20 protein-coding genes are annotated in these 22,832 nt (G+C 65.5%); 14 read left to right on the top strand and 6 right to left on the bottom strand.

Going from position 1 to position 22,832, the window contains the following annotated elements; all coding sequences use genetic code 11:
- Window positions 1-178 precede the first annotated feature (178 nt).
- From glpK to BMX99_RS01825, 3 genes are all read left to right on the top strand, one after another.
- Window positions 179-1,684, top strand: coding sequence for a glycerol kinase GlpK (glpK, locus tag BMX99_RS01835; RefSeq protein ID WP_093448385.1), 1,506 nt, complete (start codon window positions 179-181; stop codon window positions 1,682-1,684).
- A 156-nt stretch (window positions 1,685-1,840) separates the two neighbouring features.
- Window positions 1,841-2,632, top strand: coding sequence for an SDR family oxidoreductase (locus BMX99_RS01830; RefSeq protein WP_093446426.1), 792 nt, complete (start codon window positions 1,841-1,843; stop codon window positions 2,630-2,632).
- A 326-nt stretch (window positions 2,633-2,958) separates the two neighbouring features.
- The gene (locus tag BMX99_RS01825) at window positions 2,959-3,663 is read left to right on the top strand and encodes a dimethylsulfonioproprionate lyase family protein (RefSeq protein ID WP_093446423.1); all 705 of its coding nucleotides are present in this window, start codon (window positions 2,959-2,961) and stop codon (window positions 3,661-3,663) included.
- Window positions 3,664-4,098: 435 nt separating this feature from the next.
- Here the strand turns inward: BMX99_RS01825 and BMX99_RS01820 are convergent, their stop codons facing one another.
- The 3 genes from BMX99_RS01820 to BMX99_RS01810 form a co-directional block, all read right to left on the bottom strand.
- Complete coding sequence (locus BMX99_RS01820; protein ID WP_093446419.1) at window positions 4,099-4,686, bottom strand: hemerythrin domain-containing protein; 588 nt, start codon at window positions 4,684-4,686, stop codon at window positions 4,099-4,101.
- 144 nt (window positions 4,687-4,830) lie between these two features.
- Window positions 4,831-5,739: a DMT family transporter gene (locus BMX99_RS01815; protein WP_093446416.1), complete on the bottom strand. Its 909-nt coding sequence runs from the start codon at window positions 5,737-5,739 to the stop codon at window positions 4,831-4,833.
- A 115-nt stretch (window positions 5,740-5,854) separates the two neighbouring features.
- Window positions 5,855-6,460, bottom strand: coding sequence for a LysE/ArgO family amino acid transporter (locus BMX99_RS01810; protein ID WP_093448384.1), 606 nt, complete (start codon window positions 6,458-6,460; stop codon window positions 5,855-5,857).
- Between the two features lie 226 nt (window positions 6,461-6,686).
- Between BMX99_RS01810 and BMX99_RS01805 the strand changes: the two genes are divergently transcribed.
- Complete coding sequence (locus BMX99_RS01805; protein ID WP_093446413.1) at window positions 6,687-7,586, top strand: LysR family transcriptional regulator ArgP; 900 nt, start codon at window positions 6,687-6,689, stop codon at window positions 7,584-7,586.
- 114 nt (window positions 7,587-7,700) lie between these two features.
- Here BMX99_RS01805 and BMX99_RS01800 read toward each other — a convergent pair whose 3' ends face one another.
- Window positions 7,701-8,441: a YebC/PmpR family DNA-binding transcriptional regulator gene (locus BMX99_RS01800; RefSeq protein WP_093446410.1), complete on the bottom strand. Its 741-nt coding sequence runs from the start codon at window positions 8,439-8,441 to the stop codon at window positions 7,701-7,703.
- Window positions 8,442-8,699: 258 nt separating this feature from the next.
- Between BMX99_RS01800 and BMX99_RS01795 the strand changes: the two genes are divergently transcribed.
- From BMX99_RS01795 to BMX99_RS01775, 5 genes are all read left to right on the top strand, one after another.
- Complete coding sequence (locus tag BMX99_RS01795) at window positions 8,700-9,317, top strand: MarC family protein (protein WP_093446407.1); 618 nt, start codon at window positions 8,700-8,702, stop codon at window positions 9,315-9,317.
- 260 nt (window positions 9,318-9,577) lie between these two features.
- Window positions 9,578-11,350, top strand: a complete 1,773-nt coding sequence (locus BMX99_RS01790) for an SLC13 family permease (RefSeq protein WP_093446404.1) — start codon at window positions 9,578-9,580, stop codon at window positions 11,348-11,350.
- A 53-nt stretch (window positions 11,351-11,403) separates the two neighbouring features.
- Window positions 11,404-12,249, top strand: a complete 846-nt coding sequence (locus BMX99_RS01785) for a hypothetical protein (protein WP_093490900.1) — start codon at window positions 11,404-11,406, stop codon at window positions 12,247-12,249.
- 86 nt (window positions 12,250-12,335) lie between these two features.
- A complete protein-coding gene (locus BMX99_RS01780; protein ID WP_093446397.1) occupies window positions 12,336-13,157 on the top strand; it encodes a TIGR00282 family metallophosphoesterase in 822 nt (273 codons plus the stop codon).
- 370 nt (window positions 13,158-13,527) lie between these two features.
- Complete coding sequence (locus BMX99_RS01775; protein ID WP_409371762.1) at window positions 13,528-15,255, top strand: SLC13 family permease; 1,728 nt, start codon at window positions 13,528-13,530, stop codon at window positions 15,253-15,255.
- 96 nt (window positions 15,256-15,351) lie between these two features.
- Here the strand turns inward: BMX99_RS01775 and BMX99_RS01770 are convergent, their stop codons facing one another.
- Both BMX99_RS01770 and BMX99_RS01765 read right to left on the bottom strand, forming a co-directional pair.
- On the bottom strand, window positions 15,352-16,143 hold the full coding sequence (locus tag BMX99_RS01770) for an SseB family protein (RefSeq protein ID WP_093446393.1): 792 nt from the start codon (window positions 16,141-16,143) through the stop codon (window positions 15,352-15,354).
- The gene (locus tag BMX99_RS01765; RefSeq protein ID WP_093448382.1) at window positions 16,140-16,742 is read right to left on the bottom strand and encodes a uracil-DNA glycosylase family protein; all 603 of its coding nucleotides are present in this window, start codon (window positions 16,740-16,742) and stop codon (window positions 16,140-16,142) included. The genes BMX99_RS01770 and BMX99_RS01765 overlap by 4 nt, the downstream gene beginning before the upstream one ends.
- Window positions 16,743-16,865: 123 nt before the next feature.
- Between BMX99_RS01765 and BMX99_RS01760 the strand changes: the two genes are divergently transcribed.
- From BMX99_RS01760 to BMX99_RS01740, 5 genes are all read left to right on the top strand, one after another.
- Window positions 16,866-17,237: an ArsR/SmtB family transcription factor gene (locus BMX99_RS01760; protein ID WP_093446389.1), complete on the top strand. Its 372-nt coding sequence runs from the start codon at window positions 16,866-16,868 to the stop codon at window positions 17,235-17,237.
- A complete protein-coding gene (locus tag BMX99_RS01755; RefSeq protein WP_093446386.1) occupies window positions 17,230-18,288 on the top strand; it encodes a permease in 1,059 nt (352 codons plus the stop codon). Before BMX99_RS01760 ends, BMX99_RS01755 begins: the two co-directional genes overlap by 8 nt.
- 187 nt (window positions 18,289-18,475) lie before the next feature.
- Window positions 18,476-19,135 (top strand): ABC transporter ATP-binding protein, encoded by a 660-nt coding sequence (locus tag BMX99_RS01750; protein ID WP_093446383.1) that lies wholly within the window; start codon window positions 18,476-18,478, stop codon window positions 19,133-19,135.
- Window positions 19,113-20,978: a capsule biosynthesis protein gene (locus BMX99_RS01745; protein WP_093446380.1), complete on the top strand. Its 1,866-nt coding sequence runs from the start codon at window positions 19,113-19,115 to the stop codon at window positions 20,976-20,978. Before BMX99_RS01750 ends, BMX99_RS01745 begins: the two co-directional genes overlap by 23 nt.
- A gap of 163 nt (window positions 20,979-21,141) precedes the next feature.
- Window positions 21,142-22,638, top strand: a complete 1,497-nt coding sequence (locus tag BMX99_RS01740; protein WP_093446378.1) for a phosphomannomutase/phosphoglucomutase — start codon at window positions 21,142-21,144, stop codon at window positions 22,636-22,638.
- The last annotated feature ends 194 nt before the right edge of the window (window positions 22,639-22,832 follow it).

Here is a 22,832-nt window from a genome sequence, read left to right as displayed (position 1 = left end):
TGAGCCCAGATAAATGGTTCATTGGTGGTCCCGCTTTGATTGGGATCAAATGGCCGCCGATCCGCAGGACAAGGCTCGGGACAAGGAACAGGACAAGACGCAGGACGAAGACCGGGGGCGATGCGTTGACTTCCCCGCCGGCGCGGACTTCTCTGACCGCAGGGAGAAGGACCACCAGATGACACATATCCTTGCTATTGATCAGGGCACCACATCAAGCCGGGCGATCCTGTTCACCCCCGACCTGACGCCCATTGCCAGCGCGCAAGAGGAGTTCCGCCAGATCTATCCCCACTCGGGCTGGGTGGAACATGATCCGCGCGACATCTGGGGCAGCGTCGCCAGCACCTCGCGCGCGGTGCTGGAACGGGCCGGGCTGCGGGCCGGGGATGTGGCGGCCATCGGCATCACCAACCAGCGCGAAACCACGCTGATCTGGGATGCACGGACCGGAGAGCCCCTGGCAAATGCCATCGTCTGGCAGGACCGCCGCACCGCCCAGATCTGCGCCATGCTTAAGGATCAGGGCCACGAAGAGGAGGTGACGCGCCAGACCGGGCTGCTGCTGGATCCCTATTTCTCGGCCACCAAGGTCAAATGGCTGCTGGATCAGCACCCGGGCGCGCGCGAGGCCGCAAAGGCCGGGCAGCTGCTGTTTGGCACCGTCGACAGTTATCTGATCTGGAAGCTGACGGGCGGCGCGGTGCATGCCACCGATGCCACCAATGCCGCACGCACGATGCTGTATGACATCCGCGAAGGGTGCTGGTCCGAAACGCTTTGCGCCCTGTTCGACGTGCCGATCGAAATGCTGCCCGAGGTGCGCGACTGTAACGGCGACTTTGGCGTGACCCGGCCGGATCTGTTCGGGCAAGAGATCCCGATCCTGGGCGTGGCGGGCGATCAGCAGGCGGCGACCATCGGTCAGGCCTGCCTGTCGCCGGGGATGATGAAATCCACCTATGGCACCGGCTGTTTCGCATTGCTGAACACCGGGACGGACATGGTGCCCAGCCGCAACCGGATGCTGACCACGGTGGCCTATCAGTTCGACGGAGAGGTCACCTATGCGCTGGAGGGGTCGATCTTCGTGGCCGGGGCCGTGGTGCAATGGCTGCGCGACGGGCTGCGGATGATCCGCGAGGCCGGCGAGACGCAGGCCCTGGCGGAACAGGCCGACGCCGGGCAGCAGGTGGTCATGGTGCCCGCCTTCACCGGCCTTGGCGCGCCCTATTGGAATGCCGAGTGTCGTGGCGCGGTCTTTGGCCTGACCCGCGCCACCGGCCCCGCGGAAATGGCCCGCGCGGCGCTGGAAAGCGTAGGCTACCAGACCCGCGATCTGCTGGACGCGATGCGCGACGACTGGGCGGCTGCCGGTTTGGCGGATGCGGGGCGCGAAGATACGGTGCTGCGGGTCGACGGGGGGATGACGGCCTCGGGCTGGACGATGCAATTCCTGGCCGACATCCTGGGCGCGCCCGTCGACCGGCCCGCGGTGTTGGAGACGACGGCCAAGGGCGTGGCCTGGCTGGCGGGCTGGCGGGCGGGACTTTGCCCGGGGCCACAGGACTTCGCCGCGCAATGGGCCAGCGAAACGCGGTTCGAACCCGGCATGGACGCGGCGACCCGGGACGAGAAATACGCCGCCTGGGGCCGCGCGGTGGCGGCGGCGCAGGCGTTCTAGGCGGGGCACCCGCCGTGGTCGCGGTGCGGCGACCCGAGCGCCCGGTATGGGGGATCAATTCCGCCAGGCGGATGTGACCCTGCGTCGAAACGCTTTCGCCTTGACCCTAGGCCCGACCCGTGCGGAATATGCTTCCGCAATACGGGAGGAATTTTCATGGATATCAGCACGCTCTTTTCACTTGAGGGCAAAGTCGCGGTCGTGACCGGCGGGTCGCGCGGCATCGGCAAGCATTTCGCACGGGCCTTCATCCAGGCGGGCTGCGCCAAGGTCTACATCACCGCACGCAAGGCCCAGGCCTGTGTCGACACCGCCGAGGAGCTGGGGCCGAAGTGCATCGCCCTGCCCCACGACCTGTCCAACATGGAAGGGATCGAGGCCTTTGTCGCCGACCTGAAGGCCAAGGAAGATCACGTCGACATCCTGGTCAACAACGCCGGTGCGGCCTGGGGGGAAGAGTACCTGGAGTTCTCGGAATCGGGCTGGGACAAGACCATGGACCTGAACCTGAAGTCGCCCTTCTTCCTGACCCAGAAGATGCACGACCTGCTGGCCAAGAATGCAACGGCGGATGAGCCGTCGAAGGTGATCAACATCGCCTCGATCGACGGGCTGCGGCTGAACCCCTGGGAAACCTATGCCTACCATGCCTCGAAGTCGGGCCTGATCTACCTGACGCGCCGCGTGGCCGCGCGTCTGCTGAAGGACAATATCCTGGTGAACTGCATCGCACCGGGGGCCTTTGCATCCGACATGAACCGCGCGGCGCGCGATCATGGCGACGAGGTGGCCAAGCGCATCCCCACGGGCCGGATCGGCAATGGCGAGGATATCTCGGCCGCGGCGATCTACCTCGCGGCGCGTTCGGGCAACTACGTGGTGGGTCAGACCATCGCCGTTGATGGCGGCCTGGTCTGGGCGACCATCGGAAGCTCGATCGACGCCTGAGTATCGGGTGAGAGTCAGAACTGGGCCCGTCGGAGCGATCCGGCGGGCCTGTTCGTTTGCGGCATGCGCGGCGTCGGTGCCGGGGTTGATCGCCTGCGCCTGTCGCGGTCTGATCGGGGCGCGCACCTGAGCGTGACGGAGGTCTTGATCGGGCCGCTTTGGCCGGGCGGGACTTAGAGTGTCCGGGCCGATCGGCCCGGGTTGGCTTTTTATGATGTCCGGGCCTGAAGGCCCGGGGTGGTTTTTGATTGTGTCCGGGCCTGAAGGCCCGGACGGGGGTGAGGGGCGCTGCCCCTCACACTCCCCGGGATATTTGGAGCAAGAGGATGACAGGGGCGGTCGAGAAGGATGGAGGCGGAGCGCGCGGGCTGCAGGAGTGTCCGGACTGGATCTACCTGCTGCGCGAGTTCGACCTGGTCTATCGCAACGGGTCGGACGGCGGGTCAAAGGCGATCCGGGCGCATCGCAAGCGGGTGCGGGACGCGCTGTCGCGGGTCCTGACCGGAGAGACGCCCGTGGCCCCGCGCCAGGCGGCAGCCAAGCCGGTGACGGCGCATCTGAACCGGGCGCTCGACATCGGGGAACGCGGCGTGATGCACGGGCTGTCACGCGCGCTGTCACGAGTCGCGGATCAGCTGACCTGGGAGTACGGCTACGAGAAGGTGCCCAAGGCACTGGCGCAGAAATACGCTTATTGCGAGGTGCTGGGGCCAAGGGGGCCGGTGCTGTCGGATCAGCTGATCCTTGGCTTCGTGCTGTTCGCCCCACGCACCACCTATCCGCAGCACAGCCATGCGCGGATCGAGGAGAGCTATATCTCGGTCGCGGGGGCCTGGTCCGAGAACGACGCGGCGGTCTATGCGCCCGGGTCGCTGATCCTGAACCGCCCCGATCACGAGCACCGCATCACCACCGCCGATCTTGTGCCCTGCCTGCTGGCCTATGCCTGGGTCGGGCCGCCCGACATGCTGAATGCGCCAGGGATGAAGCTGTCCTCTTCGCGCAAGGCACGGATGGCGGAGGGGATCTGACTGGGGGTCGGGTTTTGGGGCGGGCTGAGGGGTCGGGTTTTGGGGCGGGCTGAGGGGTCGGGAGGGTGCCGGGTGGTGCCTGAGGTGGCCTGGGGGTCCGGGGTGAGAAGCGGGTGTCTTCGGGGATTGAGTCTTTAGGCCCTGGAGATACCCGGGTTCTGAGAAGCGATCATTTGGTTGCCGAGCATTGCGGGGGAAGCGGGCGTTTGAAGACGCGGCTTCTCGAGGCACTTTTGATCGGAACTTAAGCGCTCTGGCAAACGGTCAGGCCCAATTTGGTCCCGCCCGGGCCCGAGTGGGAAAGGCCGGATCAAGGGGCGTGCGACGCAGGACGGGTCCGAAAAGGGCCGACCAGGGCAGAGCACGGGTCTGAACAGGGCCAATCAGGGCAAAGCACAGGTCGGAAGGCCCGGGCCTACACCCGGACATGAACCATCACGACAGGGCCGCGCCGTATTCCAGGATCACGGGGACCACCAAGTCTTCCTCGTCTTCCAGGTGGCGGTGCAGGAAGGCACGGAAGGCCTTTTGCGCGTCAAGAAGGGCGCGGGCCTCTTTCTCATCGTTGTCGCCGGCGGCGATCTTCTGCAGCACGGCGTTGGTCGAGGCGGCGAGCGCATGGATATGACCGTCGAGCGCGTGGTGATCGCGGTCGAGGATCTCGAACCCCTGCTCCAGCCGGCGGTCCAGGGGGATGAACTGCGGGAAGTAGTGGTGATCCTCGATCTGGTGGTGGCCGTGCAGCTGGTTGAGATACATCGAGGTGTAGTGCTGCAGCTCACGCCCATAACGCGGGTTGGCCCCGTCCAAGCGCTTTTCACTGCTTTCCACCAGCAGGTCGTTGAGCTGACGGAACATGCCATGACGTTCAAGCCAGAAAGACGTCAGATCGTTGAAGTTCGGATGCCCCCGCCATTCGGTCCGCGGATAGAGGTCGGCCAGAACGCGCAGATGTTCGGGCAGGCCCTTGCGGCCATCTAGGGGGAAGTCCTGGGACAGGTCCTTGGGGGTATCATCGCTCATGTCCCAGACCTAGCGCGCGGGCGGGGGCAAGACCAGTCCCGACCCGTGCGGCGGCCGTGCGCCCCTGCCGGAGAGGCTGTGCAAAATTTCGCAGGTGCCCGGGGTGCCCGCCGACAGCAGGGCGGACGCAACAAGGCGCAAGGCTCAGGTCATCTTCTGCGGCGGCACCGGCGGGGTGATCTGGCGGCGTTTGGCCACGGCCTCGCGCCAGGTGATGAAGCTGATCGCGCTGATGATCATCAGACCGCCGAGGATCACGAAGGGATCGATCGGTTCGTCGAACAGGATCACGCCCAGGGCCACGGCCCAGACCAGTTGCAGGAAGGTGACGGGCTGGGTCGCGGTGATCGGCGCGGCGCGGAAGCCAAGCGTCATCCAGTAATGCCCGAGCGTCGCAAAACAGGCGGTGGCGAACAGCAGCGACAGTTCGAACCAGCTGGGCGTGACCCAGACCGGGGCCGCCATGGGCAGCAGGCCGATCGTCACCCAGACCGACAGCATGGTGATCACCGCCACCGGGTCGGTTTCATCCGTCAGATGCTTGGCCAGAAGGTAGCTGCAGGCGAACAGCAGCGCCGCGACCAGCATTGCCAGATGCCCCGGCCCGATTTCGCGAAACCCCGGGCGCAGGATCACCACCGCGCCGACCAGGCCCACGACGACCGCTAGGATGCGGCGGATCGCCAGCTTTTCGCCCATGAAGATGGCCGCACCGATCGTGATGTAGATCGGAGAGAGATAGTTCATCGCCGTCACATCGGCCAAGGGGATCGTCGCCATGGCATAGAACCACATGGCCACGCCGACGGAATGCAGCGCGCCCCGGATCGCGAACAGCCCCCATTGCCGGCGGGTCAGCCGCATGCGGGCGATCACGCGGAAGGTCGGGATCAGCAGCGCCAGCCCCAGGCCATAGCGGATAAAGGCCATCTGGGCGGCGGGCATGACGGGGCCAAGGAGCTTTACGAAGACATTGACGCCGACGAACAGGATGCCTGCGCCGAATGTCCAGAGGATGCCCTCGACCGGGCGCGAATTAGATGCTGTGGTCATGCAATTGGCATCGCATGTCCCGATGCGCGCAGCAAGAGGAAACGTTTCATTTCCCCATTCATTCAGACATTGATTGATATTGCCATTGATATGGCGCGCGCCCTTCGCCCCCCGGTCACAGCAGCGAAAGCGCGATGGACCACATCACCACGCCGATCACCGCATCCAGCCAGCGCCAGGCCGTGGGCCGGGCAAAGACCGGAGCCAGGAAGCGCGCGCCAAAGCCGAGCGCGGTGAAGAAACTGGCCGAGGCCAGCGCGCCGCCCAAGGCAAAGGCCAGCTTGCTGTGATAGCCCGAGGAAATCGCCCCCATCAGCCCGACCGTGTCCAGGTAGACATGCGGATTGCCCCAGGTCAGCAGCAGACAGATGGTGATGGTGCGGCCCAGTCCGGGCGTCGGCCCCTCGGCCCGGGTCAGCGCCTGCCCGCCGCGCCAGGCGTTGCGCAGTGCCAGCCCCCCGTAGACGAACAGGAACAGCGCGCCGCCATAGCGCATCGCCGGCACCAGCCAGGGCACCCCCGAGGAGATCCCGGCAAAGCCCGCCACCCCCGCCGCGATCAGCACCGCGTCCGAGATCGCGCAAGTCAGCACCACGGGCAGCACATGTTCGCGCCGCAGGCCCTGGCGCAGCACAAAGGCATTCTGCGCCCCGATCGCCACGATCAGCGACAGGCCAAGCCCGTAGGCGGCAAGAAAGGCAGAGGCGGCGTCACTGGTCATCATCGGGGTCCTTTGGGTCTTGGGTCGTGTCTTGGGTCGTGTTTTTGGGTCGGTGCGTCGTGGTCCCGTTTCAATCCGCGGGGCCGATCCTGGGGCGGGCCGGTCTGGCCATTGGCCCGCGGTGATCGGTCGGGTGGAAGGACCGGGGCAGCGATCCGGGCCTAGCGATAGGGGGCCGCAAGTGATAAGGGAAATTCAAAATGCTTGCCCTGCATTAGGATTGCTTATGATCGACGCCGGTCAATTGCAGACGCTTTCCACGCTTTTGCGTGTCGGGTCCTTTGAAGGCGCGGCGCAGGTTCTTGGGGTGACGCAATCGGCGGTCTCGCAACGGATCCGCGCGCTGGAGGACCGCGTGGGCCAGCCGCTGGTGCTGCGCGGCACGCCTTGCCTGGGCACCGCCCTGGGCGACCGCCTGGCCCGCCATGCCGAGGATGTGGCGCTGATGGAGGCGCAGGTGCTTGGGGATCTTGCCGAAGCCGGTCAGGGGCAGCGCACCGTGCGGATCGCGGTGAACGCGGACAGCCTGGCCTCGTGGTTCCTGCCGGCGCTGGCCCGGGCGCAAGAGGCCCTGCCGGGGCTGTTCTACGACCTCGTGGTGGACGACCAGGACCATTCCGGCGACTGGCTGCGCAAGGGCGAGGTCGCGGGCGCGGTCTCGGCCCATGCGGTGCCGCCCACGGGCTGCGACAGCCATCCCTTGGGCGATCTGCGCTATGTTGCCGTGGCCAGCCCGGAATTCCTGGCGCGGCATTGTCCCGACGGCATCACCGGCCCGGCCCTGCGGGCGGCCCCGATGATGACCTATGACCGCAAGGACCGGCTTCAGCTGGACTGGCTGGAGCAATGCTTTGGGCCCGGACCGGTGCCGGCGACCCATTACCTGCCCTCGACCCAGGCCTTTACCGAGGCCGCGGCGCTTGGGCTGGGCTGGGCGGTGAATCCGCTGTCGCTGGTGCAGCCAGTGCTGGACGTAGGGCGGCTGGTGGTCCTGCGCCCGGATCAGCCGCTGGACACGCCGCTTTACTGGCAGGTGTCGCGGCGGATGGCCCCGGCGCTGGCCCCTGCGACGCGGGCGATCTGTGCGGCGGCCCGCAGGGCACTGATCACCGATCCCACGGGCTGACCGGGCCATCCCTCATAAGGGCAAAGGAAAAGGGCCGATCCCGAAGGACCGGCCCCTGTTCAATCGTGCTCATGTTTGCAGGTCAGACCCGGGCACAGCGCGGTGCCCTATGGATCAAAGCTGCTCCATCACCTCGTCCGAGGCTTCGAAGTTCGCGGTGACCCGCTGCACGTCGTCGTCGTCTTCCAGCGCGTCGATCAGCTTCATCAGCTTCTGCATGCCGTCCAGGTCCATCTCGGTGGTGGTGGTCGGCTTCCAGATCAGCTTGGTCGATTCGGATTCGCCCAGCTCGGCTTCAAGCGCGGTGGCCACGTCGTTCAGATCGGTGTCGGCGCAATAGATGACGTGCCCGTCCTCGCTGCTTTCGACATCCTCGGCCCCGGCTTCGATGGCGGCCATCATGACGGTGTCCGCATCCCCGACCGAGGCGGGATAGGTCACTTCGCCCTTGCGGTCGAACATGAAGCCCACGGACCCGGTCTCGCCCAGGTTTCCGCCGTTCTTCGAGAAGGTCGACCGCACGGTCGAGGCGGTGCGGTTGCGGTTGTCGGTCATCGCCTCGACGATCACCGCAACGCCGTTCGGGCCATAGCCCTCATAGCGGATTTCTTCGTAATCGTCGCCGTCGCCCGCCTGGGATTTCTTGATGGCGCGGTCGATCACATCCTTGGGGACGGACTGCGACTTTGCTTCCTTCACCGCCAGGCGCAGGCGGGGGTTCTTGTCGGGATCGGGGTCGCCCATCTTCGCGGCGACGGTGATTTCCTTCGACAGTTTGGAAAACAGCTTGGACCGCGCGGCGTCCTGACGCCCCTTGCGGTGCTGGATGTTCGCCCATTTTGAATGGCCGGCCATGTGGACCTCGTCTTTCGGCTGAAAATGATCGGCTGTTCTATATGTCACCGGCCGGGGTCTGGGCAAGCGGGTAGCGCTGTGGGCGGCTTTCGCGCCCTATTGGCAACGGTCGGCAGATCTCTGCCCCGGTTTACGCGCGGAATGTGCCGAATGCGGCGCATTGCCATTGGACGCAGGCGCGCAGCCCCTATATCGGACAGGTCAACGCCCCTTCCCTTTTCCCTCAGCTCCGAGCATCCGATCATCTGGCCCGCCGTCATGACCATCTTTGAACAATTCGTCATTCTCTGGGTCGTGATCGATCCGATCGGGACCATCCCGGTCTTTGTTGCCGTCACCGCCGGCCAGGCCCCCGAAGCGCTGCGGCGCACGGCCTTCCAGGCGGCGGGGGTGGCGGCGCTGGTGCTGGGGTTCTTCCTGGTGTTCGGCCAGTTCCTGATCGACGCGCTTGGCATTTCGCTGCCGGCGTTCCAGATCGCGGGCGGACTGATCCTGTTCGCCTTTGCCTTCACGATGATCTTCGGCCAGCCGATGAACGGATCGGGCGCGACATCCGGCGGGCCGGAACGGGGCGACGGCATGCCGGCGATCTTTCCGCTTGCCGTGCCGTCCATCGCGTCACCGGGCGCGATGCTGGCCATCGTGCTGCTGACCGACAACAACCGCTTTTCGGTGCCGGAACAGGCGGTGACGGCGGCGGTGATGCTGGCGGTTCTGGGCTGTGCGCTGGTGCTGATGCTGCTGGCCGGGCCGATCCTGCGGGTCATCCGCGCCAGCGGGGCGGCCATCGTCAGCCGCGTCATGGGCATGGTGCTGGCCGCCGTGGCCGTCGACAACGTGATCGAGGCAGTGCGGGTCCTGATCCTGGAGGGCTGACGCGGGGCGCTTTTGGCAGCCCCGTCGCGGCGCAGAAAACCGGGTGTGGCCGGAACCGAACCTGTGCCCCGGGCGTAGGGCCTTACCGGAGCTTTCCGGCAAGATCGGGCCGGTCCCCGCCGAGCCAAGCGAACAGGCCCCCAGAAAAGAAACCTGCGGCCCCATTCCGCCGCCGGGCGCATTTGCCCTAGGCGCGGCGCGGGGACACGTTAGGTTACTTAGTCTCACGGCATCATACTGCGCATGAAAGAAATTCGGGCATGAACAGCGAACAGATCATCCTTTTCACCATCTTCGGTGCCGTCTTCGCCCTGCTGCTTTGGGGGCGCTGGCGCTATGACATCGTGGCCTTCGGCGCGCTGATGACCGCGGTCGTGCTGGGTGCCGTCGATGTGGAGCACGCCTTTGAAGGCTTCGGCCACGAGGCGACACTGATCGTGGCGCTGGTGCTGATCGTCTCGGCCGGGCTGGTGCGGTCGGGGGCGGTCTATCTGATCACCCGGACACTGGTGGACAGCACCCGGTCGCTTGGCAGCCACATCGCGATCATGGGCGGGATCGGCGGCGTGCTGTCGGCCTTCATGAACAACGTGGCCGCTCTGGCCCTGCTGATGCCGGTGGACATCCAGACCGCGCGCAAGGCGGGTCGCGCGCCGGGGCTGTCGCTGATGCCGCTGTCCTTTGCGACGATCCTTGGCGGCATGGTCACCCTGATCGGCACGCCGCCCAACATCATCATCGCGACGATCCGCCAGGACAGCCTGGGCGAAAGCTTCTCGATGTTCGACTTTGCCCCCGTGGGCGGGGTCGCGGCGCTGGCGGGCCTGGCCTTTGTCGCGCTGGTCGGCTGGCGGCTGATCCCCGCGCGCGAGGATGCGGTGGTGCGCGGATCGGACCTGGCCCCCTATGTGGCGGAACTGACGGTGCCCGAGGGCTCCAAGCAGATCGGCCGCCGCGTCGGAGAGCTGCACGAGACCGCCGAAAAGGCCGATGTGGCCATCATCGGCCTGATCCGCAACGGCAAGCGCCTGTATGGCAACGCCCGCAACAACGTGATCCAGGCCGGCGACGCGCTGGTGCTGGAAGCCTCGCCCGAGGCGCTGGACGAATTCCGCTCGACCCTCAGCCTGGCGTTTTCGGACGACCGGAGGGAGGAGCTTCTGACCGCCGACAGCGAAGGGCTCGACGTGATCGAGATGGTGGTGAAGCCCGAAAGCCGCCTGAACGGCAAGACCGCGCAGGGGATCGGCCTGTCCTGGCGGCAGCGCGCCGTGCTGATGGGGATCTCGCGCCAGGGACGGCGGATCACCAGCCAGGTGCGCAAGACCGTGGTGCAGCCGGGCGACATCCTGCTGCTGCTGGTGCAGAAAGACACCGGCAGCGACGTGGCCGAATGGCTGGGCTGTCTGACGCTGGCCGACCGCGGGCTGGCGGTGACCCAGGACACCAAGACCTGGGCCGCCATCGGGATGTTCGCGGGCGCGGTGCTTCTGGCCAGCCTGGGCGTGATGGACCTGGCGATCGCCCTGGGCCTTGTGGTCATCGCCTATGTGCTGATGCGCGTGGTGCCATTGCAAGAGCTGTACGATCACGTCGAATGGCCGGTCGTGGTGCTTCTGGGGTCGATGATCCCGCTTGGCCAGGCGCTCGAGACCTCGGGCGGGACGACCCTGATCGCGGAATCGCTGATCTGGCTGACCGACGGCTGGCCCGCCTGGGCGATCCTGACGGCGCTGATGGTGGTGACGATGACCCTGTCGGACGTGCTGAACAACACCGCCACGGCGATTGTCGCGGCCCCGATCGGCATCCAGATGGCGCGCGGGCTGGACGTGTCGCCCGACCCCTTCCTGATGGCGGTTGCGGTCGCGGCGTCCTCGGCCTTCCTGACGCCGATCGGTCACAAGAACAACACGCTGATCCTGGGCCCCGGCGGCTATCGCTTTGGCGACTACTGGCGCATGGGCCTGCCGCTGGAGATCCTGGTGGTCGCGGTGTCGATCCCGGCGATCCTTGTGTTCTGGCCTTTGTAGTGATGGTGTGATGGGGACATTTTGAGTTTACCAAGACAGATTGCGAGGCGCGAATGAATTGGACAACCAAGTATTGGGACGCGCTGGAACAACTATATTGGACGCCAAAGTATCTTGGTTTGAAATCGATCTCGCGCAGTCACTGGCAGATTGAAGGGGATCGCGTATCGGTCCCGGTGGCGATGACAAATGCCAACGGCCCGCTTTACCGTCGTGCGACGACGGCGCGATCCTTTGCCACCACCGTTCGGCGCCAGGAAGAGACCTTCAATCACCTGTTCGATCTGACCTTTGGTATCCTAGACGGGGCGCTGACCAACCGGATCTTCTGTCGACTGCTTGACGAAGACCGAAGCGACAGCCTGAAAAGCCACGGACGCGAACTTGGCCAGACACTGGGCGTCGACAAGCTTTATAATATCTGTCAGCCCGACGGCTTCTTTACCGGCACCGACTGGTCGATCGCCGTCGAGCTGAAGTTCGACGCCCTCACCTCGCTTGACCAACTGGCGAAATACATGCTCGCCTTTGCGCTGGAGCGGCGTTCAACGGCGCATCGCAAACCTCTTGTACTGGCTTATATCGCGCCACGCCCAGACGACCTGACCGCCGGTGCCTTTCCTTTCCCGCTGGACAAGATCGGGGCGGATCAGCTCCCCACCATTCTCGGCGGTGCAAAGAGCAGCGTCCTCAAGCGGCTTGATCCCGTCATGGACCTGCTTCCGGATCTTCTGGACGATCTGCGAGTCGTTGCCTTCAGTTGGTCCGTTTTTTTGGGTACGCTCGAACAGGTGCAGGCCGATCTGCCAATGGAGACCGCCGAAGGTCGAACTGTGCGACGGCTTCTGGGCGGACTGGCAGATGAGATCCGTCACCATCCCCTGGCCCGGCTGGAATAGATGCGCCGCGGCTCACCCGAGCAAAGGCCCCATCCAAGTCGCTGCGCCCCCTTGCCCTTTCCGCCCGCCGCGCTTAGGCAAAAGTCATGAAACTGCTTTTCCTCGGTGATGTCGTGGGCCGGTCCGGACGGACGGCCATTCAGGAAACCCTGCCCCGCCTGCGCGAGGCGTGGAAGTTGGATTTCGTCGTGGTCAACGGCGAGAACGCGACCAATGGCGCGGGGCTTTCGGCGGAACATGCCAAGCTGATCCTGGCCGCGGGGGCCGATGTCATCACCCTTGGCGATCATGCCTTCGATCAGAAGGACATGATGAGTTTCATCGAACAGGAAAACCGCATCATCCGGCCGATTAACTATGCGCGGTCCGCCCCCGGCAAGGGCTATCGCATCTTCGATGCACCCGGCGGGCGCAAAGTGCTGGTCGCGCAGGTACTGGGGCAGGTCTTCATGTCGCGGCCCTATGACGATCCATTCTCGGCCATTGAAACGGTGCTGAAGACGCATCGCGCGGGCGGGCTGGTGCAGGCCTCGATCATCGATGTGCATTGCGAAGCGACCTCGGAAAAGATGGCCATGGGCCATTGGTGCGACGGCAAGGCCAGCCTCGTGGTCGGCACCCATACCCATGTGGCCACGGCCGATGCGCAGATCCTGCCCGGCGGCACGGCGCATCTGTCGGATGCGGGCATGTGCGGCGACTACAATTCCGTCATCGGCATGGACAAGGCCGAGCCGCTGCGCCGCTTTGTCACCGGCATGTCCAAGGGCCGGTTCCAGCCCGCCAAGGGTGAAGCGACCCTGTCGGGCGTCTACGTGGAAACCGACGACCGCACCGGCATGGCCACCCGGATCGAGATGGTGCGCCAGGGCGGTACGCTGCAGCAGTCGGGGCCCGCACCGGTCTGAACTGCCTCTGGGCGGGACTTCACGGCCCTTGGTGTGACCGCCCCAGTCGCCCCCAGTCCCGGCAGCCGCGCCCCGGGGCGGACAATCCGTCCGGCCCTGCGCCCGGGCGACCACCGCCAATCCCGCCAAAGCCAAGCCCAAGGGCAATTGACCCCATCGGGGCAAAGCCGCCGGGAAATCCGTCCTATTCCAAGGCGATGGCCCGATGCGTGCAAGTGCGGCCTTGCGATCACGGCTCTGCCGCCTCTAGATAGGGACCGCGATATCGCCCCGGCCTTCCGCAAGGGACACGGGGCCTGAACTCAAGGCGGAGCACATCTTGCTGGACCTGTTGAACATTTCTCCGACCGGAGAAGCCGTGCTGACCCTTATGGTCGTGGGGCTGATGTTCGTTCTCTTCGTACGAGAGATCTATCCGACCGAGGTCGTCGCCATCGGCGGCGTGGCGATCCTGCTGTTCCTTGGTCTTCTGCCCTATGACGACGCGCTGTCGGTGCTGTCGAACCCGGCCCCCTGGACCATCGCCGCGATGTTCCTTGTCATGGGCGCGCTGGTGCGGACCGGGGCGCTGGATGCCTTCACCCAGCTGGCGGAAAGCTATTCGTCCCGGCCCAGGGTGGCGATTGCCGCGCTGATGGCTTTCGTGGTGCTGGCCTCGGCCATCGTGGCGAATACGCCCGTCGTCGTCGTGATGATCCCGGTCTTCGTGCAGCTGGCGCGCAAGCTGGGCATCAATGCCTCGCGTCTGCTGATCCCGCTGTCCTACGGCGCGATCATGGGCGGCACGCTGTCGCTGATCGGCACCTCGACCAACCTTCTGGTGGATGGTGTCGCGCGGGCGCAGGGGCTTGCGCCCTTCTCGATCTTTGAGGTCACGCCGATCGGGCTGGTCGTCGTCGCCTGGGGCATGCTGTACCTGGTGGTCGTGGGCCGCTGGCTGCTGCCGGAACGCGACAGCATGGCCGACATGCTGTCGGACCGCTCGAAGATGAAGTTCTTCACCGAGGCTGTGGTGCCGCCGGATTCCAACCTGATCGGGCGCGAGGTGCTGGACGTGCAGCTGTTCAAGCGCGAAGGCGTGCGGCTGATCGACGTGGTGCGGGGCGACCAGTCGCTGCGCCGCAACCTGAAAGAGGTCGTGCTGCAGGTCGGCGACATCGTGGTGCTGCGCAGTCAGATCTCGGAACTTCTGTCGCTGCAGCGCACGAAAAGCCTGAAGCGCGTTGACCAGATTTCCGCCGTCGAGACGACCACGGTCGAGGCGCTGATCGCGCCGGGCTGCAAGATGGTCGGCCGTGCGCTTGGGTCCATGCGCTTGCGCCGCCGCTACGGGGTCTATGTGCTGGCCGTGCATCGCCGGAACCAGAACATAGGCCGCCAGCTGGACGAGACCATTGTGCGCGTCGGCGACACCCTGCTGCTTGAAGGCGCGCCCGAGGACATCCGCCGCCTGTCGCAGGAAATGGAGATGGTCGACGTGACCCAGCCCACGGGCCGGGCCTATCGCCGCGAACAGGCCCCGATCGCCATCGGCGCCCTTCTGGCCATCGTCGGGCTTGCGGCCTTTGGCGTGGCGCCGATCTTCCTGCTGACGGTGCTGGCGGTCGCGGTGGTCCTGTGGACCCGCTGCATCGACGCGGACGAGGCGTTTTCCTTTGTCGAAGGCCGGCTGCTGACCATGATCTTTGCCATGCTCGCCGTGGGTGCAGCACTGGAGCATTCCGGCGCGGTCGAGCTGATCGTGAACGCGGTCGCACCCTTCCTGCAAGGGCTGCCGCCCTTCTTCGTGATCTGGTCGATCTACCTGCTGACCTCGATCCTGACGGAACTGGTGTCGAACAACGCTGTGGCGGTGGTGGTGACCCCGATTGCCATCGGGCTGGCGCAGGTGGTGGGCATCGACCCGCGCCCGCTGGTGGTGGCGGTGATGGTCGCGGCCTCGGCCAGTTTCGCCACGCCGATCGGTTATCAGACCAACATGATGGTCTACGGGCCGGGCGGCTACAAGTTCACCGACTTCATGAAGGTGGGCATCCCGCTGAACCTGTCCATGGGGCTTCTGGTTTCGGCCTGTATCCCGTTCATCTGGCCGCTGTAATCCTTGCCGGTTCTGGCCGCGGAACCAGATACAAACATCACGTAAAAGGGGCTGCCCGGCGGATCGACCGGGCAGCCCCTTTTTCTTTGGCAGATGTCAGCGCAGCTTGGGCGGCTTGTCCGGGTCGCTGCCGGGGGCGACATGTTCGACCTTCCGGGGGGCCTCGGGCTCGGGCAGGTCAAAGCGCAGACCGTGGCGGGCCAGCGCCGCTGCCGCCGGATCATGCGGATCGAAGAACCCCACATCCAGCACGCCCGCGTCCAGCCCCGAGAAGGTCAGCGCCTCGCCCACGGCCTTGGCCAGCGCGGGGCGTGCGTCTTCTTGTGCCGCGACAAAGGCCAGCAGATGCCCCTTGGTCCCGGCCTCAGACGTTGTGCCGACCAGATAGGCCTGACGCGCCAGCCCGGCGGTCATCGCCAGCTTCGTGTCCAGCGCGGTGAGAAGCGATTCAGGCAGGGCTGCGGGGCGGGTGAATTCGGCGATGCGTTCCTCGACCTCATCCGGCGCGGCCGAAAGGGTCTGCGCCAGCCAGTCCACCGCCTGCGGCGGGATCAGGATGGCCGAGGGCGCGACATCAAGGTTCACGCCAAGGCCGATGCCCTGCCCTGCCATCATGCCGGTGATCGCCCGGCCCGACAGCGCCGCATAGGGCACCGCACGCCCGGCGAACTGGGCCAGCCGGTCCTCTCGGTCGAAGACCAGCGCAAAGGTGGCGTCGGGCAATTCGAACAGGTCGGGGCTGATCTGATCGCCCGAGACTTCCTCGGTCAGCATCAGGAACAATTCGCTGTCGGCAAGGCGTTCGTAGAACCGCAGGCGGGCGGCGTCATCGTCGGGCGCTGCCTCCATCGCGGCGTGGGCGGTATCCAGCGGGGTCGTTTCGGTCACGTCAGGGCCTCCTTCACCCTTTGGCGCAGGACCGGCAGAAGCTCGGCTCCGAACCAGGGGTTGCGTTTCAGCCATCCGGTATTGCGCCACGACGGATGAGGCAAGGGGATCGTGTCCGGCAGATGGTCGCGGAAGGGTTTCACCGCCGCATAGGCCTGCGCCCCCAGGTGATAGCGCTGCGCATAGGCCCCGATGACGATCCGCAGGCGGACCTGGGGCAATGCCTGCAGGACCTCCGTGTGCCAGGTTTCGGCGCAGATCTTTGGCGGCGGCAGGTCGGATCCCCTGGCGTCATAGCCGGGAAAGCAGAAGGCCATGGGCACGATGGCGATGCGGGTCCGGTCATAGAAGGTGTCCCGATCAATCCCCAGCCAGTCGCGCAGCCGGTCGCCCGAGCGGTCGTCGAAAGGCCGGCCCTTTTCATGCACCTGCAAGCCCGGGGCCTGCCCCGCGATCAGGATCCGGGCCGAGGGCGCGAACCAGGGCACCGGACGCGGCGCATGGCGGGTGGCGCTGGCGGCGAAACGGTCGGCGCAGATCCGGCAGGCGCGGATACGGGGGATCAGGTCGTCTGTGGCGGGGGCAGCGGGGGCGGTCATGGGCAGGATCATGGGGCCCGGGGGCGGAAGGGCAAGGGCAAAGCGGGGCGCGCGCCGGGTGAATACTTCGAAGGATTTCGAAATGTCTTGCCGGAGCGCCATCCCTTCGATATTTCTAGAATCATGAAAATGAATCATCCTGATCTATCTGACACCGAAACCGGCGGGCTGCGACTGGAACAGGCGGCGTCGACCTTTGCGGCGCTTGGCAGCGAACAGCGGCTTCTGGTGCTGCGCACCCTGGTGCGGGCGGGGCCTGCGGGCCTGACCATCGGCGCGCTCGGGGACCGGACCGGCATCACCGGATCGACCCTGACGCATCACATGAAGATCCTGACCCAGGCCGGGCTGGTCGGGCAGGAAAAACAGGGCCGCAGCATCATCTGTGCCGCCGTGGCCTATGACGAATTGCACGATCTGGCCGGGTTCCTGCTGCGCGAATGCTGCGCCGACGCGGACACCTGCGACACCGCCAAAGGACACGACCATGGCTGAGCTTCATTCCCACGACACCCCCGGCGGCAGCCCCCTGGGCCAGCTTTGGCGGCGCATCGACAAGGCCTGGGCGGCCTCGGCCCTGATCCTTGTGGTGCTGGCGCTGACCGACCTGCCCCAGCTGGGCCCGACCTTGGGCTTTGCCGCCCGGGCGCTGGCCAATACCGCGCCGATCATCGCGGTGGCGGTGCTGGCGATCGGATACCTCAAGGCCTCGGGGGCGGAAACGACGATCGCCCGCGCGTTCGAGGGCAACGAGGTCCGGATGATCGTCATGGCGGCCCTTCTGGGCGGCCTGTCGCCCTTCTGTTCGTGCGAGGTGATCCCCTTTATCGCCGCGCTTCTGGCCGTGGGCACGCCCCTGTCGGCAGTCATGGCCTTCTGGCTGGCCTCTCCGCTGATGGACCCGGCGATGTTCGTGGTGACCAGCGGCGCGCTTGGCCTGCCCTTCGCGCTTGGCAAGACGCTGGCGGCGGTCGGGGTTGGCCTGCTGGGCGGCTTTGTGGCGATGCTGGCCAAGGGATCACCGGTGTTTGCGGATCCGCTGCGGGAAAAACCCCAGGTCGGCGGCTGCTGCGGGGTGAAACAGCCCTTTTCCGGTCGGCCCGTCTGGCGGTTCTGGAGCGATCCCGCCCGCCGCACCACCTTCCGGGATGCGGTGCTGGAGAACGCCGTCTTCCTGCTGAAATGGCTGGTGCTGGCCTATCTGATCGAAAGCCTGATGCTGACCTATGTGCCCGCCGATTGGATCGCCGGGGTGCTGGGCGGCGACGGGCTGATGCCGATCGTGCTGGGCGCACTGGTCGGGGCCCCGGCCTATCTGAACGGCTATGCGGCGGTGCAGCTGGTCGACGGGCTGTTGCAGCAGGGCATGGCCCCCGGAGCCGCGATGTCCTTTGTGGTGGCGGGCGGCGTGACCTGCATCCCGGCGGCGGTGGCGGTCTGGGCGCTGGTCAAGCCGCGGGTCTTCGCCGCCTATGTCGGCCTGGCGATGATCGGCGCGCTTCTGGCCGGTCTGGCCTGGTCCCTGGCCGCGCCGCTGATCGCCTGAGACCGGGAAATCCACCTAAAGACCGCGAAACCGGGGCCAAAATGCCCCGGTTTTCACGTTCTTACACGTCGCTCACATGTCTTTGCTTGGCAGCTGTGGGCAAAATCCGCCATATTGGCGCAAAAATCCAAAGCCCGTTAACCGATCAACCCTAAGGTAACGGCAGAGCAGACCCCGGAGCGAGCCGATGCTCGAATTCGAGAACGTGAGCAAGTCCTTCTGGACCGGCAGCCAGCGCAAGGTGATCCTCGACAAGGTCTCCTTCCGGGTAGAGCTTGGCCGGTCCTTGGGCATTCTTGCCCCGAACGGCACCGGCAAGACGACGCTGATCAACATGATGGCGGGGCTGGAAAAACCGGACGAGGGCGAGATCAGGCGCGACTGCCGCATCTCGTTCCCGCTTGGCTTCATGGGCGGCGTGGTCAACAAGCACTCGGCCATGGAGAACTCGCGCTATATCGCACGGATCTACGGGCTGGACCCGGATTACGTCGAGGCCTACTGCCGCTGGCTGTGCGGGCTGGGGGAATATTTCGACCAGCCTCTTGGCACCTATTCGTCGGGCATGCGGGCGCGGTTTTCGTTTTCGCTGATGCTGGCGCTAGACTTTGACATGTACCTGATCGACGAAGGCATGCCGGCCAGCACGGATGTGGAATTCAACCGCAAGGCCGGGGACATCCTTCGGGAACGGCTGCGCACGACGACGGTGGTGATCGTGTCGCACCAGCCCGAGACGCTACAGAAATTCGCCCGTGAGGCCGCCGTTCTGATGGGCGGCCAGCTGCATATGTTCGACACCTTGGAAGAAGCGAAACAGCTCTATGACTACGAAACCCAAGGCTAGGAAATTCCGCATCCGCAAGGCCGACGATGGCGCGCCGCGTGCCGCGCAGCCCCGTCCCGAGGCCTCGGGCGAAGGGGCCGCCGCGCCTGAAACGCCCGAGACCCCGGCTGGGGCCACACCGCCGCAAGCCCCCGCCGGGGCCGCCAATTCCATGGCCGATGTGGCGCGCCGCCGCGCGGCATCGCTGGCCGCGCTGAAGGACGGCCAGGCCCCGCGCGCCGCCCAGACACCGCGCAGGTCCGCCCCGGCCCAGGGTCAGCCCGAGGGCGCGGCCCCGGCGCAGCAGCCCACCCCTGCCACGCCTGCCGATGCGGCACAGCCCGCCAAGACCAACACCGCCCGCAGCGGTGAGGTCAGTTCAGACACAGAAGTCAGCGCCGAGACCGACATCAACGCGATCCGCCGCGAAGGCCTTACGGGCCGCCAGCTGCGCATGGCGCGGCGCGTGGCGCAGAAATACGGGCTGGCCCCGACCAGCGATTTCGACGCCGTGCGCCAGCTGCGCGCCAAGGGCATCGACCCGTTCAAGCCCACGAACATGCTGGAACTGGTGGTGCCCGGTGCCGGATCGGGCGGGGCCGCTGCCGGGGCCGCAACCGCGCAGGCCGGCGTGCCCGCCAAGCGCGGGGAAACGCTTCCCAAGACCGTGCCGCTGGATCAGGCCAACCTTCCCTCGACCGAGGTGAACCCCGCCGACCGCCGCGCGCGAGAGATCATGGACATCCAGCGCGACATCGCGCGCCGCCGCCGCCGCCGGCTGGTCCTGCTGTTCACCCGGCTGTCGTTTTTCGTTTTCGCCCCGGCGATCCTGGCGGGCTATTACTTCTATGCCATTGCCACGCCGATGTATTCGTCAAAGGCCGAGTTCCTGATCCTGCAGGCCGACAACGCCGGCGGGTCGGGCATCGGTGGGCTGTTGCAGGGCACCCAGTTTGCCACCAACCAGGACGCCATCGCGGTGCAAAGCTATCTCCAGTCGAAGGACGCGATGCTGCGGCTGGACGAGGACATGGGCTTCAAGGCGCATTTCACGCAGGACTGGATCGACCCGATCCAGCGCATGGCCGACACGCCATCGAACGAAGACGCCTACAAGGTCTACAAGAAATACGTGAAGATTGCCTATGACCCGACCGAAGGGGTCATCAAGATGGAGGTCGCCGCCGCCGATCCCGCCATCGCCGCGCAATTCGCCGATCACCTGATCACCTATGCCGAGGAACGCGTGGACGAGCTGTCGCGCCGCAAGCGCGAAGACGGCATGGCCACGGCGCGTGCCTCGCTTGAGAAGGCCAAGGAAGAACGCCGCGTCGCGCAAGAGGCGCTGGTGCGGCTGCAGGAAGACAACTTTGTCGACCCCGAGGGCTATATCGCCTCGCTCCGCACGCAGATCTCGAATTACGAGGTCCAGCTGCAAGAGAAAGAGCTGCAGCTTCAGGCGCTTCTGGACAACGTCCGGCCCAACCAGGCCCGCGTCGAAGGGGTCGAAGGCGATGTGCGCCGGCTGCGCGCCCTGCTGGCCGAGTTGAACGCCAAGATGACCGATGCCACCACCGGCGAGACCTCGCTGGCGGAGAAGGCCGCGCGCATCCAGATGGCCCAGGCCGACCTGGCGACGGCGGATCTGTTCCTGCAATCCGCGCTGCAGAACGAAAAACAGACCGAGCTGGAGGCGAACCGACAGGTGCGGTACCTCACCACCTCGGTCAACCCGGTCGCGGCCGAGGATCCCAGCTATCCGCGCAAGTTCGAAAACACGATCCTGGCTTTCCTGATCCTCTCGGGGATCTACCTGATGATCTCGCTCACCGCGTCGATTCTGCGCGAACAGGTGTCGAGCTAGGGACCAATGGGCCGAAGATTACGGCAAAGTTTCCAAAACGGATGGGTTGCCTGGTCATTCGGACAGGATTGGCTGACGCGCCCCCATCAAGCCGTTACAACGGCATGTGACATATAAAAGACCCGCGGGCCCCCGGTCCGCGCCTGACAGAAGAGAGATTGACGTGACCAAACCGATTGCTGACGTGACCCCGAATACCTGGGAATTCCTGCGCGATGCGATGATCAAGCCGACGGGGTTCCGCGAATATGACGCGCGCTGGAAATACCCGGACGAGATCAACCTGCCCGGCATGACCGCCCTGGGCCTGGGTCTTGGCACGCAGATGCACAAGCGCGGCATCAAGCCCGAGATCGCCGTCGGCAACGACTATCGCGACTATTCGCTGGCCATCAAGAACGCGCTGATCCTGGGCCTGATGCAGGCCGGCATCAAGGTCCGCGACATCGGCCCCTGCATCACGCCCATGGCCTATTTCAGCAGCTTCCACCTGGGCGGCTGCGCGGTGGCGATGGTCACGGCCTCGCACAACCCGAACGGCTGGACGGGCGTGAAGATGGGCTTTGACATGCCCCTGACCCACGGCCCCGACGAGATGGGCGAGTTGAAGGACATCGTGCTTGAAGGCAAGGGCGAACCGCGCCCAGGCGGGTCCTATGAATTCGTCGACGGTGTCTGGGACGCCTATATCGACGACCTCGTGGGGGATTTCAAAATGTCCCGCAAGCTGAAGGTCGTCTGCGCCACCGGCAACGGCACCGCCGCCGCTTTTGCGCCCGAGGTCTTCAAACGCATCGGGGTCGAGGTGGTCGATAGCCACAATACGCTCGACTACACATTCCCGAACTACAACCCCAACCCCGAAGCCATGGAAATGCTGCACGACATGTCCGACAGCGTGAAAGCCTCGGGTGCCGACATGGCGCTTGGCTTTGACGGCGACGGCGACCGCTGTGGCGTGGTCGACGACGAGGGTGAAGAGATCTTTGCCGACAAGGTGGGTGTCATCATGGCCCGCGACCTGTCCAAGATCTATCCGAACGCGACCTTCGTGGCGGATGTGAAATCCACCGGGCTTTTTGCTTCTGACCCGGAACTGCGCGCCAATGGCGTGAAGGCGGATTACTGGAAAACCGGGCACAGCCACATGAAGCGCCGCGTGCACGAGTTGGGTGCCTTGGCGGGGTTCGAGAAGTCGGGCCATTACTTCATGGCCAGCCCCGTGGGCCGTGGCTATGACGACGGCATGCGCGTCGCGGTCGAGATCTGCAAGCTGATGGACCGTAACCCGGACATGAAGATGTCGGACCTGCGCAAGGCCCTGCCCAAGACCTGGTCGACACCCACCATGTCGCCCTATGCCGCCGATACCGAGAAATACGACATCCTCGAGCGGCTGGTCGAGAAACTGGTCGCCAAGGCCGAGGCCGGCGACAGCTTTGCCGGCCGTCCGATCAAAGAGGTCGTGACCGTGAACGGCGCCCGGGTGATCCTGGACAACGGCTCCTGGGGATTGGTGCGCGCTTCGTCGAACACGCCCAACCTGGTGGTGGTTTGCGAGAGTTCCGAGTCCGAGGCGGAGCTGCGCGCGATCTTCCAGGAGATCGACGATGTGATCCGCACCGAACCGGCGGTCGGGGACTATGATCAGACCTTCTGATCCGGGTTTCTGATTGAGTTTTGACCGGCGGCTTCACTTGGGGCCGCCGGTTTGTTTTGGGGGAGGGTATGGGGGGCCGAAAAGCTGCTCTTCGCTTGTCCGATTGCGTCCAAATAAGCCAATCGCGTTTTACCGGCGCGAATTGCCTTCGGAAACCCGAACCGGCTCTCTTTCCTCAGAGGTCCACACAGAGG

It is taken from the genome of Pseudooceanicola nitratireducens, from assembly GCF_900109195.1.
GTDB classification, from domain to species: Bacteria; Pseudomonadota; Alphaproteobacteria; order Rhodobacterales; family Rhodobacteraceae; genus Pseudooceanicola; species Pseudooceanicola nitratireducens.
This window is presented reverse-complemented; position numbering and strand designations above follow the sequence as displayed.